Origin of the sequence: Amycolatopsis nigrescens CSC17Ta-90, assembly GCF_000384315.1 — a bacterium.
In the GTDB taxonomy this organism is placed as follows: domain Bacteria; phylum Actinomycetota; class Actinomycetes; order Mycobacteriales; family Pseudonocardiaceae; genus Amycolatopsis; species Amycolatopsis nigrescens.
Genome location: NZ_ARVW01000001.1, coordinates 3,694,891 through 3,707,379 on the forward strand (window position 1 = coordinate 3,694,891; position 12,489 = coordinate 3,707,379).

A 12,489-nucleotide genomic window follows, 5' to 3' on the forward strand; every position below is an offset into this window, starting at 1 on the left:
AAGGAGGAGACGTCCGGTGAGTGCGCGTGAGTGGATCGGCAAGGATTTCTATCGTGAGCTGGGCGTCTCCTCCGATGCCACGGCAGACGAGATCAAGAAGGCTTACCGGAAGCTGGCGAAGGCGAACCATCCGGACGCCAACGCCGGCAACACAGAGGCGGAGCAGAAGTTCAAGGCGGTCTCCGAGGCGTACGGCGTGTTGTCCGATCCGGGCAAGCGCAAGGAGTACGACGAGGCGAGGCGCCTGTTCGGCTCCGGCGGCGCGGGCGGTTTCGGCTTCCCCGGCGGCGGTTCCGGTCCCGGCGGGATGGACTTCGGGGACATCTTCGGCGGCCAGTCCGGGCAGCAGGGCGGTTTCGGCGGGTTCAGCGATATCTTCAGCGGCCTGTTCGGCAAGCGCGGTGGCGCGGGTGCGGCGAACCGGCCGCAACGCGGGGCCGACGTGGAGACCGACGTCCGGATCGACTTCGTGGAGGCGGTGAAGGGCGCGACCCTGCCGTTGCGCCTTTCCAGCCCGGCCACCTGCTCGACCTGTGGCGGGAACGGCGCGAAACCGGGCACCAGCCCGCGGACCTGCCCGACCTGCAGCGGCAGCGGGCTGATCAGCCGGAGCCAGGGCGCGTTCGCCTTCTCCGAGCCGTGCCGGGACTGCCGTGGCCGCGGCAAGATCATCGACGACCCGTGCCCGGAATGTGCCGGCGAAGGGGTCAGCACCAGGACCAGGACGCTGACCGTGCGCATCCCGGCCGGGGTGAACGACGGGCAGCGGATCCGGCTGGCCGGCCAGGGTGAGCCGGGGCGCGGTGGCGCCCAACCCGGCGATCTCTACGTCCGGGTGCATGTGGCGCCGCATCCGGTGTTCGGGCGGCGTGAGCTGGACCTGACCATCAGCGTGCCGGTCACGTTCGCCGAACTCGCCCTCGGCGGCACCATCACGGTGCCGACGCTGGAGGGCAAGGTCTCGGTGAAGGTGCCGCCGGGCACGGCCAGCGGCCGTGTGCTCCGGGTGCGCGGCAAGGGCGTGCAGAAACGCGACGGCGCGCAGGGCGACCTGCTGGTCACCCTCGAGGTGGCCGTACCGTCCAAAATGGACGATGTCGCGAAGAAGGCGCTGGAAGGCTACGCGGAAGCGGCCGCCGAGCACGATCCGCGGCCGGCGATCACCGAGATGCTCCGGGAGCGGGGGACGTAGTGATGCTTGGTGGGCCTGGACTTCCGCACGGCGCCGATGAGGACACGCCGGTCTTCGTGATCTCGGTGGCCGCCCAGCTTTCCGGCCTGCACGCCCAGACCCTGCGGTCCTACGACCGGCAGGGTCTGGTGTCCCCCGGCCGCACCTCGGGCGGGGGCAGGCGGTACTCCATGCGGGATATCGCGCTGCTCCGCGAGGTGCAGCGGCTGTCCCAGGAGGACGGCGTGAACCTGGCCGGGGTCAAGCGGATCATCGAGCTGGAGAACCAGGTCGACGCGCTGCGGTCCAGGCTCGCCGAGCTGACCGAGGAACTCGCGGCGGCGTACACCGCGGCACAGCAGGCCACCGCCGCGGTGCACGCCTCCTACCGCAAGGACCTGGTACCCATCCGCCAGCAGACCGCACTGGTCGTCTGGAAACCCAAACGCCGCCGCTGACCTTACGTTTCCCCCAGAGCGCAGCCCCCACCCTTCCCGGGGGGCGGCCCCGCTCCAGCCTATCGCCCTGTGCGGCGGCCAACCCGGCATCGCGGCCGGTTGTCCACAGGTCGGGGCAACTGTGGACAACGCGAGACGCCCTGCCGCCAGAGCTAGGCGGCGCTCGCCAGGTGCTCGCCGAAGAACTCGTTCACCCGGCGCCAGGCGTCCTCGCTCGATTCGTGGTGGTAGTTGAACCCGGCCACCTTGAGCAGCAGGTTCAGCGGGCCGACCGGAAACTTGTTCGCGAAACTGTGCCCAGCGTCCGCGTACTCCTTCACGTCGTGCGTGACCCCGCGTTCGGTGAGCGCCGACTCCAGTTTCGCGGCGGCGCCCTTGAGCGTCGGGTCCTTCCGGCCGAAACTGGCCACGATCGGGCAGGCTTCGTCCAAAATGGACATGTTCTTCGGCAGCTGGCCGTAGTACGGCGCGGAGGCGTCGAACTCGCCGGAAGCGGCGACCAGTGCGAAGCCGCCGCCCATGCAGAAGCCGACCACCCCGACCTTGCCGGTGCTGTTCGCCTGTTCGGCGAGCAGCTTCCTGGACGCCTCCAGGTCGGCGAAAGCCCGGCCCTTCGCCTGGAAGAGTTCGGTGAACACGCTCTTGACGCAGCGCAGCCTGCCGCCGCGGGAGTAGAGGTTGGGCGCCACGGCGAGGTAGCCCTCGGCCGCGAAGCGGTCGGTGATGCGCCGGGTGTCCGCGCTCATGCCGACCGCGTCATGCACCACGACCACGCCCGGCCACGGCCCTTCGGTATCCGGACGCGCGAGGTACCCGGTGATCGACCCGTCTTCCGTCGGTATCCGTGTCTCCATGCGAGGTGAGACTACTCGCGGGTAGCCGCGTCAGTCGATGGTGAACGGGTCGTACCTGATCTGGTCCAGCGCGGTGCCGGCCACCAGCATCCTGGACACGGTCGCCCTGATCATCGCGGGCGAGCCGGAGACCAGCACGTCGTGCTTCGGCCAGGCGCCGTGCCGGGTGATCGCCTCGGCCAGCGTGCCCTGCTCGCAGCCGACCAGGCCGGGCCCCTGCTCCACCACCGGGGTCACCGTGAGCCAGGGGTTGGTGGACGCGAGCGCGCGCAGGTTCTCCAGGTTGTACAGGTCCTCGCGGGTGTGGCCGCCGTAGAACAGCCGCACCTTCGGGTTCTCGCCCCACTGCGCCAGCTCGTCCAGCATCGACTGCATCGGCGCCACCCCGGTGCCGCCGGCCACCATTAGCACGTCACGGCCGCTCTCCCGGTCCACCGAGAGCCGCCCGAGCGGCGGGCCGAACCGCCACACATCGCCTTGCTGGGTATGGCTGACGATCGCCCTGGACACCCAGCCGCCGTCCACCGCGCGGACGTGGAACTCGATCGAACCGTCCTCGCGTGGCGCGTTGGCCGGTGACATGTAGCGCCACAGCCGCGGCCGCTGCGGTACCTCCACGCTGACGTACTGACCGGCCTGGAACGGCACCCGCTGGTCCGGTTCCAGCCGGACCAGCGCCAGGTCCCAGCTCAGCCTGCGGTGCTCGGCCACGGTCGCGGACCAGGACGCCGGGTTGTCGTCGGCGGCCGCGGCCTCCTGCATGGACCTGGCGATGATCGTGTACGCCTCGGCCCAGGCGCGTTCCACCTCGGGCGTCCACTCCGCCGGACCGAGGTGCTTTTTCAGCGACGCGAGCAGCGCGGTGCCCACCGCCTCGTAGTGCTTGGAGACCACGCCGAACTTGCGGTGGTCGCGGCCGAGCTGGCGCAGGAACGGCACCAGGTCGTCCGGCCGGTCCACCATCTGCACCACGTGCACCAGCGCGCGCACCAGCCTGCCGCGCTGGACCTCCATGTTGATCGGGAAGAAGTCACGGGTGGCCGGGGCCAGGGTGAACAGCATCCCGTAGAAGAACTGCGAGATCTCCGGGATCTGAGGTTCCGCCTTCGCCCAGGCGTCCCTGATCAGCCGGACCATGGCGGTTACCGCCGGTGGGGCCTCCCGATGGATGCCGGACCTGGGGACGGGGGTGACGGATTCCGCGGTCATCGGCGCGTCGCGGTCATGGGGCTCCGGTCGTTCATCTTGGGCCTCGATTATTCATCGACCCGCGGTGACCGGACGGCCCGCGTCCCCATGCTGGCCAGCGGCTTCGCACACACCTCGAAGGCTCATGAATATTCCACCTCGTTGATCAAGCTTCGGCCATGAGGATAGGTCCTGCCAGGTCGAAGGGTAGCCGCCGCCAGGGTTGTTCCGATCAGGTTGCTCCGGACGGGTGGCACCCGGGACCGGCCTGGTGTGCTAACTCACGAGTTACGTAGTTGTCCTACGCAACTACCTGGACGTAAAGTTGTATGACACAACCAAGTGACGCTGTGACGTTGAGGAGGCGGGTCATGAGCCCGACCGAAGAGGTCAGCCTCGAGCTGATGCGTCAGCTCCGTGCGTCGGCTCAGCTGCAGCACGCCTGGATCGCCAAGGCGTGGCAGGACGAGCGGAATCTGCACCCGGCCGCCGCGATGCTGCTCTCCGACCTCGCCAAACACGGCGAGAGCCGCCCGTCCGAGCTGGCCAAACGCCGGATGGTGGACGTTTCGGTGGTCAGCAGGCAGATCGCGCAGCTTTCGGCGGCGGGGCTGATCGAGCGGCGGCCGGCCCCCGAGGACGGCCGCGCCGCGCTGGTGCAGGTCTCCGAAGAGGGGTACCGGGAGCTGTGCCGCTGGCGCGGCATGCACGTGGATTTCATCCAGCGCGCGCTGGCCGCCTGGGACGACCGCGGGGTGGTCGAGCTGACCGAGCGGATCACCGCGATGAACGAAGACCTGCGCGACGCGCTCGGGGGCGCGCGCGAGGTCGAGAGAATAGGGAAAGAAGGGGGACTTTGAGCGAGGTTTCCGAGCCCGGTGCCGGCATGACGCACCGGCAGATCATGGAGGCGTTCTCCGGGTTGCTGCTGGCCCTGCTGGTGGCGATCCTGTCCTCCACGATCGTCTCCAACGCGCTGCCCACCATCCTGGCCGATCTGGACGGGTCGCAGAGCCAGTACACCTGGGTGGTCACCGCGACCCTGCTGACCTCGACCGCGACCACCCCGATCTGGGGCAAGCTGTCCGATCTGTTCAGCAAGAAGCTGCTGTACCAGCTGGCGATCGTGATCTTCACGGTCGGCTCGGTGCTCGGCGGGATCTCCCAGTCGATGCCGGAGCTGATCGCGTTCCGCGCGGTGCAGGGCATCGGTCTCGGCGGGTTGCAGGCGCTGATCCAGGTGGTGATCGCGGCGATGATCTCGCCTCGCGACCGCGGCCGTTACTCCGGCTACATCGGCGCCACCTTCGCGGTGGCCACCGTGTCCGGTCCGCTGATCGGCGGGTTGATCGTGGACTCCCCGCTCGGCTGGCGCTGGTGCTTCTGGGCCTGTGTGCCGATCGCCGTGCTGGCCTTCGTGGTGCTCGGCCGGACGTTGAAGCTGCCGGTGGTCAAGCGGCCGGTCAAGATCGACTGGCTGGGCGCGACCCTGCTGGTCGGCGGGGTCGCGCTGCTGCTGATCTGGGTTTCGCTGGCGGGCAAGAGCTTCGCATGGGCGTCCTGGACGAGCGCCGGTTACGTGGGTGGTTCGCTGCTCGCGCTCGGGCTCGCGATGTACGTGGAGACCAGGGTGAGCGAGCCGGTGGTGCCGCTGCGGCTGTTCCGGAACCGCACGTTCACCCTGTCCGTGCTGGGCACGCTGGCGGTCGGCACCGCGATGTTCGGCGGCTCGGTGTTCCTCGGGCAGTACTACCAGATTTCGCGCGGGTTCTCCCCCACCCACGCGGGGCTGATGACGCTGCCGCTGGTGCTCGGGCTGTTCCTGTCCTCCACCATCGCCGGCCAGGTCATTTCGCGCACCGGCCGGACCAAGCCGTTCCTGATCGGCGGCGCGGTGCTGCTGCTGGCCGGGTTGTTCCTGCTGAGCACCGTGGACCACGACACGAACCTGACCCTGATGGGCGGCTACCTGGCGCTGATGGGCCTCGGCGTCGGCGCGTTGATGCAGAACCTGGTGCTGGTCGTGCAGAACACGGTGTCCATGCGGGACATGGGCTCGGCGTCCTCGGTGGTCACCTTCTTCCGCACGCTGGGCGGTTCGGCCGGGGTGTCCGCGCTGGGCGCCGTGCTGGCCACCCAGGTCTCGGCGAACATCACGTCCTCGCTGTCCGCGATGGGGATCCAGGCGGGCGGGGCGACCAACGGCGGCGGGGGCACGCTGAACATCGGTGCGCTGCCGGGCCCGATGCAGGCCGTGGTGCGGGCGGCCTACGGGGATGCCACCGGGAAGATCTTCCTGATCGCCGGCTGCGTCGCGGTGGTCACCCTCCTCGCCGTGCTGCTGATCCGCGAGGTGCCGCTGCGCGACACCCTGGACATCGACGCTGCAGACGTCGACGAGGGGCCCGCGCGCCCGTCGCTTCCCGAGCTCGTGGCGGCGTCGCAGGTGCACGGTCTGGTCACCGGCTACTCCGGTGAGCCGATCATCGGTGCCGCGCTGACCCTGACCGACGCGGCCGGGCGGCAGGTGGACCGGGGGCGCACCGATGCCGGTGGCCGCTACCGGCTGAACGCCCCGGCCGGCAGCTATGTGCTGATCACCGCGGCCGGCGGGCAGTTCCGCCCGGACGCGGTGAAGGTACGGCTGGACGGCGCACCGCTCCGCCGTGATCTGGCGATGGCGGGCGCGGGCGGGGTGACCGGCCGGGTCCGGTCCGCGGACGGGCGGGCGCTGCCAGGGGCCACCCTGGTGCTCACCGATGCCAGGGGGAACGTGGTCGGCTCCGGACTGAGCGGTGGCGACGGCGGGTACTTCGTCCAGGACCTGCTCGATGGCCATTACACGCTCACCGTGACCGCCGCCGGCCACCACCCGTCCGCCACTCGATTGTCTATTGTGGACAGTTCGCGGGCCGTCGTGGACGTTCGCCTGCCCGCCCCGCGCGACCACGTCGCACCGCCGAGGGAGCCGCAGCGCAGGTGACTTGTGCACAGTTGTCCTCACCTGTGGACAACTGGCCTCGATGCCGCCGCCCCGGCTTCGACGGCCGATAGGCTGGAGCGGGGCCGCCCCCCGGGAGTGGTGGGGGCTGCGCGGGGCCCGTGGTCAGGACGGCGGCAGGGAGCGCAGCCAGTGGCGGACGGCGCTGGCGCTGGTGAGGTGGATGAGCCGGATCCCCGGGTGGCGGCCGGACTGTTCGATGACGCGCCGGCGTTTGTCGTGGTACTGCGACCAGGCCCAGCGCATCGGATGGTCCGGGTTGAGCCATTCGCGCCAGCTTTCCCGGTTGCCGTTCCACAGCTCTCGCCGGGTGATCGCCCGCGAGACGCTGCGCCGCACCACCCGCGCCAGCACGGTGCGCCGCGGCAGGTCCAGCCAGATCACGGTGTCCGCCCTGGACCACAGGAGATCACCGAGGAACCGGCGGTACTGGTCCTCGGTGACCCAGCGCGGTCCGGTGCTGAACCGCTCCACGTCCGCCTCGAACTCCGCACGCTTCACCCAACCGGGTCCATGGTGCAGCGCGTCCAGCTCGTGGTGCGGCAGACCGTGGCGGGCGGCCAGCCGGCGAGCCAGAGTGGTCTTGCCGGCGCCGCTGTGCCCCGAGATGAGCACCCTCTCCATCACATCTCCAGACTTGAGCGGAACAGACTCAACTTTTCTGACGTTATGCATAGCGATGACAGATGCGAGACGCTGTCAGCAGGCACTTGAGACTCTTGAGGTGAGGGATGGACGCTTTCAACCCGACGACGAAGACCCAGCAGGCGATTTCGTCGGCGGCGCAGGCGGCGACCGTCGCGGGGAACCCCGACGTGGCGGCGCCGCACCTGCTGGGCGCGCTGCTTGCCCAGGGGGACGGTATCGCCGGACCGCTGCTGACCGCGGTCGGGGCCGACCCCGAGCAGGTAAGCCAGGAGCTGGAGCCGATCGCCAGGGCGCTGCCCGCGGCCACCGGCGCCACCGTGGCCACGCCGCAGTTCGACACGCAGGCGCTGAAGGCGCTGACGCACGCGCAGAAGCTGGCCACCGAACTCGGTGACGAGTACGTCTCCACCGAGCACCTGCTGGTCGGCCTGGCAGCAGAGGGGGGTCAGGTCGCCGACCTGCTCAAGCGGCACGGCGCCACCCCGGACGCGCTGCGCGAGGCGTTCACCAAGGTGCGCGGGTCCGCGCGGATCACCAGCCCGGACCCGGAGGGCACCTTCCAGGCGCTGGAGAAGTACGGCGTCGACCTGACCGAGCGCGCCCGCGCCGGCGAGCTCGACCCGGTGATCGGCCGGGACACCGAGATCCGCCGGGTGGTGCAGGTGCTGTCCAGGCGCACCAAGAACAACCCGGTGCTGATCGGCGAGCCCGGCGTCGGCAAGACCGCCATCGTGGAGGGCCTCGCCCAGCGCATCGTGGCCGGAGACGTGCCGGAATCGCTGCGCGGCAAGCGGGTGGTCGCGCTCGACCTCGGCTCGATGGTCGCCGGGGCCAAGTTCCGCGGCGAGTTCGAAGAGCGGCTGAAGGCGGTGCTCAAGGAGATCACCGACTCGGCCGGCCAGGTGGTCACTTTCATCGACGAGCTGCACACCATCGTCGGCGCCGGCGCCACCGGTGAAGGTGCGATGGACGCCGGCAACATGATCAAGCCGATGCTCGCCCGCGGCGAGCTGCGCATGGTCGGCGCCACCACGCTGGACGAGTACCGCCAGCACATCGAGAAGGACGCCGCGCTGGAGCGCCGCTTCCAGCAGGTCGTCGTCGGCGAACCGTCCACAGAGGACACCATCGGCATCCTGCGCGGGCTCAAGGAGCGCTACGAGGTGCACCACGGCGTCCGGATCACCGACGCCGCGCTGGTCGCCGCGGCCACCCTGTCCGACCGGTACATCACCGCCAGGTTCCTGCCGGACAAGGCGATCGACCTCGTCGACGAGGCCGCGTCCCGGCTGCGGATGGAGATCGACTCCCGCCCGGTCGAGATCGACGAGGTGGAGCGCGCGGTCCGCCGGATCGAGATCGAGGAGATGGCACTCGAGAAGGAAAGCGACCCGGCCTCGAAGCAGCGGCTCGACGCGTTGCGCGGCGAACTGGCCGAGAAGCGGGAGACGCTGTCCGCGCTGACCGCCAGGTGGCAGAACGAGAAGGGCTCCATCGAGAAGGTCCGCGACCTCAAGGAACAGCTGGAACAGCTGCGCGGCGAGTCCGAGCGCGCCGAGCGCGACGGCGACCTCGGCCGGGCGTCGGAGCTGCGCTACGGCAAGATCCCCGAGCTGGAGAAGGCGCTGGCCACGGCCACCGAAGCCACCGAAACCTCGGCCAAGGCCGAGGTGATGCTCAAGGAAGAGGTCGGTGCGGACGACGTGGCCGACGTGGTCAGCGCGTGGACCGGCATCCCGGCCGGACGGCTGCTGGAAGGCGAGACCGGCAAGCTGCTCCGGATGGAGGACGAGCTCGGCCACCGCGTGATCGGGCAGCCCGAAGCGGTCAAGGCGGTCTCCGACGCGGTCCGCCGCACCCGCGCCGGGGTGGCCGACCCGGACCGGCCGACCGGCTCCTTCCTGTTCCTCGGCCCCACCGGGGTCGGCAAGACCGAGCTGGCGAAGGCGCTGGCCGAGTTCCTGTTCGACGACGAGCGCGCGATGCTGCGCATCGACATGAGCGAGTACGCCGAGAAGCACTCGGTGGCCCGCCTGGTCGGCGCGCCACCCGGGTACGTCGGCTACGACCAGGGCGGTCAGCTCACCGAGTCGGTGCGCCGCCGCCCCTACTCGGTCGTGCTGCTGGACGAGGTGGAGAAGGCGCACCCCGACGTGTTCGACGTGCTGCTCCAGGTGCTCGACGACGGCAGGCTCACCGACGGCCAGGGCCGCACGGTGGACTTCCGCAACACCATCCTGGTGCTCACCTCGAACCTCGGCTCGCAGTCCATCGCGGACGCGGACCTGGACGAGCGGCAGCGCCGCGACGCGGTGCTGTCCGTGGTGCAGCGCCACTTCAAGCCGGAGTTCCTGAACCGGCTGGACGACCTGGTGGTGTTCCACTCGCTCGGCACCGAGCAGCTGACCTCCATTGTGGACATCCAGGTGGCGCGGCTGGCCCAGCGGCTCGCTCAGCGCAGGCTCACCCTCGAGGTCACCCCGGGTGCCCGCGAGTGGCTGGCGCTCAACGGCTTCGACCCGATCTACGGGGCACGGCCGCTGCGCCGGCTGGTGCAGTCCGCGATCGGCGACCAGCTGGCCAAGCAGCTGCTGTCCGGAGCGGTCGGCGACGGCGACACGGTACTTGTCGACATTCCGGAGCTGGAAGCCTCGGACTCGCTGACGGTTACCCGTGCGTAGCCGGCAGACCCCTCGAACGGGTGGCCGGACACCGGCCCGGTGATCTTGGCCTGACGGCGGCGAGGGCTACCCTCTACACGTGGGTATTCCGGCGTGGATCTGGTTCGTCATCGCCGCCGTCGCCTTGCTGGCGGGGCTCGGGTTGCTCGCCGCCGACCGGGCGCGCGAAGGCTCTCGGAACCGTGAGCGAATGCGCTGGGCCGACCTGCGCGGCTGGCAGTTCGTCGAAGAGGACGAACGGCTGCCGCAGCAGTGGTCCGGTGGTGCGCTCGGGTATTTCGGCGCGGAGGCGGCGGTCAACGTGGTGGCGGGTTCGACCTTCACCTCGGACGGCCGTCGCCCGGTGTTCGTCTTCGACATCGAGTCGGACGGCCAGATCCCGGCCGTGGTGGTGGCGGTCCGCTGCAACCGGGTGCACCCGGTGCTGGTCGAGCTCTGGCTGGCCAGCGTGCCGTTCCAGCGCGCGGAGATGCCGGAGCTGCTCGGCCCGGTCGGTCAGCGCTACGCCTTCGCCGACGACGCGGAGGGCGCGCGGACGCTGATCACCCAGGACCTGGTGGACGCCGCGGACGCGCTCGGCGGCGACGTCGGGGTGTGCTGGCTGGAGAACGAATGGGTGCTGGCCAGCGCGGCCCCCAACGTGGGGCCGTCCAGGCTGGAGCGGCTGCTGCGCGACCTCGGCGAGATCGCCGACATCGTCGACCCGTTCGACGAGGACTTCGGCGGCGGCCGGCACTGGCAGCAGGACAGTGGTGCCGCGGGTGCCGCGGGTGCCGCGGGTGCCGCGGGTGCCGCCGGCGCCGCGAGCGGCGGCGCCACCGAGCAGCCGCTGCCGCAGCACCAGCCGCCTCCCGGTTACTAGCTCAAGACGAACGAAAGGCCCCCACCTTCCGCGCCGGAGGTGGGGGCCTTTCGCCGTTCCGCTGTGGTCTCAGTAGGTCAGCCCGGGGGTGACGGCCAGCGGTGGCGCGCTGATCTCCAGCCCGCCGCCGACCGGCTGCCCGCCGAGCAGTTCCACGCTCGCCTCGTTCTGGTGCGAGAACGAGCCGGAGTGCCGGGTGACCGGTTCCTCCGGCCAGCCGTAGCTGTTGTTCTGCTCGAAGCTCGTGCTGCCGGACGCCTCGGTCTTCGCGCTGCCGCTGAGCTTCAGCACGCCGTCGACGCCGATCTCGCCGCCGGTGTGGTCGGCGGCCGAGCCCTCGGCGACACCCTCCGCGCTGCCCGAGGTCTTGCCGTCGGCCGGGTTCACCGTGCTTTCCCCCGTGCCGGCCACCTCGCCCTTGGCCACCTGCTGGGAAATGCCGGCCGCGCTGAGCGGGCCGAGCTTGCCGCTCGCCCTGTTCTCCTGCGCGAAGACGCCGTCGGCGGCACCGGCGGCGGCCGTGGTGACGGTGCCGTTCTCGTCCCGCACGCTTTCCAGGGTGCCGGTGAAGGCTCCCTTGCCGGCCTGGTCCGAGCCGATCACTCCGGTCGAGTCGCCGGCCTGCACCGCCTGCGCGGCCGTCCTGGTGAAGGTTCCGTCACCGTCCATACCGGCATACCCCTGCGCGTTTCCGTTCTCGTCGCCGGTGAACCCGGCGGTCCTGGTCAACCCGCCCTCCGCCTGTTCGGCGGCGGAGGTCACGGTGGTGAAGTCCCGGCCGAGCTGCACCAGGTGATGGCTCGCGTCCGAGCCCGCCGCCTGCCCGCTTTCCTCGGACGTCAGGTCCAGCGTGCCGCTCACCGGATCGAAGGCGGCCGACTCGTCGCGTGCGGCGGCCTGCTCCAGGTGCTGGGCGTTGCTGGTCAGCACGCTGTGGTCGCCGTGGCCGAGCAGCTCGCTGCTCGCCCGGTCGGCGGTCGAGGCGCCGGTCAGGCTCTGCGCCGCGCGCACCGCGCCCTGCGGGGTGGACTGGAACTCGCGCGCCGCCTCGAACACCGCCTCGCCGCTCTCCGCCGCGTCGTGCATCGCGGTGAAGTCGCCGTACTGCACGGTTTCCCGCTGCGCCTCGGTACCCGCGATGAGCCCTTGGGCGAAGGAGTTCGAGTCGGTGCTGCCGTCCGTGCCGACGGTGGTCTGGTCGGCCGCGTCGAGCGCGCCGTCGAGCGACTGGCTGGTGTCGGCGACCGCTTGGCCGCCGTCGAAATCGGCGGTGGAAACGTCGTGGTTCATCGCGGCCACGTAGCCCTTGATGAAGGACACGTAGTCGGTGGCACCGGCATGGCCGGCGGTGGCGTGGCCGGAGTCGAAGTCGGACAGGTAGGAACTTTCGTGCTGGTCTCCGGAGGGGGCCGGGGCGGTGGCCGCCCATCCGGTGGCGGGACCGGCCAGCAGCAGCGCGAACGGGGCCGCGCCGGCCGCGACCTTGGGCAGGTGGCTCGCCCGCCGCCTGTGGTGTTTCCCCATGGGAAGGGTCCTCACGTGGTCGTGAATCGGGGGGCAAATGGAGTGACGTGCGTTACTCCGAATGGCCGCGCTGACGATACTGCTCGTCGTAATTTGTTGCAC

General features: G+C 70.4%; 10 protein-coding genes. 6 read left to right on the forward strand and 4 right to left on the reverse strand.

All coding sequences use genetic code 11. The annotated features are described in order from the left end of the window. Positions 1-16 precede the first annotated feature (16 nt). Positions 17-1,192: a molecular chaperone DnaJ gene (gene dnaJ, locus AMYNI_RS0117280; protein WP_020669279.1), complete on the forward strand. Its 1,176-nt coding sequence runs from the start codon at positions 17-19 to the stop codon at positions 1,190-1,192. 2 nt (positions 1,193-1,194) lie between these two features. After that, a complete protein-coding gene (locus tag AMYNI_RS0117285) occupies positions 1,195-1,629 on the forward strand; it encodes a heat shock protein transcriptional repressor HspR (RefSeq protein WP_026360572.1) in 435 nt (144 codons plus the stop codon). A gap of 152 nt (positions 1,630-1,781) precedes the next feature. Here AMYNI_RS0117285 and AMYNI_RS0117290 read toward each other — a convergent pair whose 3' ends face one another. Together AMYNI_RS0117290 and AMYNI_RS0117295 are read right to left on the reverse strand one after the other, a co-directional pair. Beyond that, a complete protein-coding gene (locus tag AMYNI_RS0117290) occupies positions 1,782-2,483 on the reverse strand; it encodes a dienelactone hydrolase family protein (protein ID WP_020669281.1) in 702 nt (233 codons plus the stop codon). A gap of 30 nt (positions 2,484-2,513) precedes the next feature. Next, positions 2,514-3,692, reverse strand: a complete 1,179-nt coding sequence (locus tag AMYNI_RS0117295) for a globin domain-containing protein (protein WP_020669282.1) — start codon at positions 3,690-3,692, stop codon at positions 2,514-2,516. 350 nt (positions 3,693-4,042) lie between these two features. Here AMYNI_RS0117295 and AMYNI_RS0117300 point away from each other — a divergent pair, with 350 nt between their 5' ends. After that, complete coding sequence (locus AMYNI_RS0117300) at positions 4,043-4,531, forward strand: MarR family winged helix-turn-helix transcriptional regulator (RefSeq protein ID WP_020669283.1); 489 nt, start codon at positions 4,043-4,045, stop codon at positions 4,529-4,531. A gap of 26 nt (positions 4,532-4,557) precedes the next feature. Continuing rightward, positions 4,558-6,654 carry an MFS transporter gene (locus AMYNI_RS0117305; RefSeq protein ID WP_051116522.1) on the forward strand — a complete coding sequence of 699 codons (2,097 nt, stop codon included), beginning with the start codon at positions 4,558-4,560 and terminating at the stop codon, positions 6,652-6,654. Between the two features lie 123 nt (positions 6,655-6,777). Here the strand turns inward: AMYNI_RS0117305 and AMYNI_RS0117310 are convergent, their stop codons facing one another. Then, positions 6,778-7,296 carry a P-loop NTPase family protein gene (locus AMYNI_RS0117310; protein ID WP_020669285.1) on the reverse strand — a complete coding sequence of 173 codons (519 nt, stop codon included), beginning with the start codon at positions 7,294-7,296 and terminating at the stop codon, positions 6,778-6,780. A 107-nt stretch (positions 7,297-7,403) separates the two neighbouring features. Here AMYNI_RS0117310 and clpB point away from each other — a divergent pair, with 107 nt between their 5' ends. Next, a complete protein-coding gene (clpB, locus tag AMYNI_RS0117315; protein ID WP_020669286.1) occupies positions 7,404-10,001 on the forward strand; it encodes an ATP-dependent chaperone ClpB in 2,598 nt (865 codons plus the stop codon). A gap of 79 nt (positions 10,002-10,080) precedes the next feature. After that, entirely contained in the window at positions 10,081-10,863 is a 783-nt protein-coding gene (locus AMYNI_RS0117320) for a type III secretion system chaperone family protein (protein WP_020669287.1), read from the forward strand. Between the two features lie 69 nt (positions 10,864-10,932). On the opposite strand, the gene AMYNI_RS0117325 is transcribed toward AMYNI_RS0117320, so the two are convergent. Beyond that, positions 10,933-12,387 (reverse strand): hypothetical protein, encoded by a 1,455-nt coding sequence (locus AMYNI_RS0117325; RefSeq protein ID WP_020669288.1) that lies wholly within the window; start codon positions 12,385-12,387, stop codon positions 10,933-10,935. Positions 12,388-12,489: the final 102 nt, after the last annotated feature.

Excerpts from the sequence above, each read along its gene's own strand:
- AMYNI_RS0117285 (WP_026360572.1), top strand. The coding sequence starts at position 1,195 with ATGCTTGGTGGGCCTGGACTTCCGCACGGCGCCGATGAGGACACGCCG.
- AMYNI_RS0117290 (WP_020669281.1), bottom strand. The coding sequence starts at position 2,483 with ATGGAGACACGGATACCGACGGAAGACGGGTCGATCACCGGGTACCTC.
- AMYNI_RS0117295 (WP_020669282.1), bottom strand. The coding sequence starts at position 3,692 with ATGACCGCGGAATCCGTCACCCCCGTCCCCAGGTCCGGCATCCATCGG.
- AMYNI_RS0117300 (WP_020669283.1), top strand. The coding sequence starts at position 4,043 with ATGAGCCCGACCGAAGAGGTCAGCCTCGAGCTGATGCGTCAGCTCCGT.
- AMYNI_RS0117305 (WP_051116522.1), top strand. The coding sequence starts at position 4,558 with ATGACGCACCGGCAGATCATGGAGGCGTTCTCCGGGTTGCTGCTGGCC.
- AMYNI_RS0117310 (WP_020669285.1), bottom strand. The coding sequence starts at position 7,296 with ATGGAGAGGGTGCTCATCTCGGGGCACAGCGGCGCCGGCAAGACCACT.
- clpB (WP_020669286.1), top strand. The coding sequence starts at position 7,404 with ATGGACGCTTTCAACCCGACGACGAAGACCCAGCAGGCGATTTCGTCG.
- AMYNI_RS0117325 (WP_020669288.1), bottom strand. The coding sequence starts at position 12,387 with ATGGGGAAACACCACAGGCGGCGGGCGAGCCACCTGCCCAAGGTCGCG.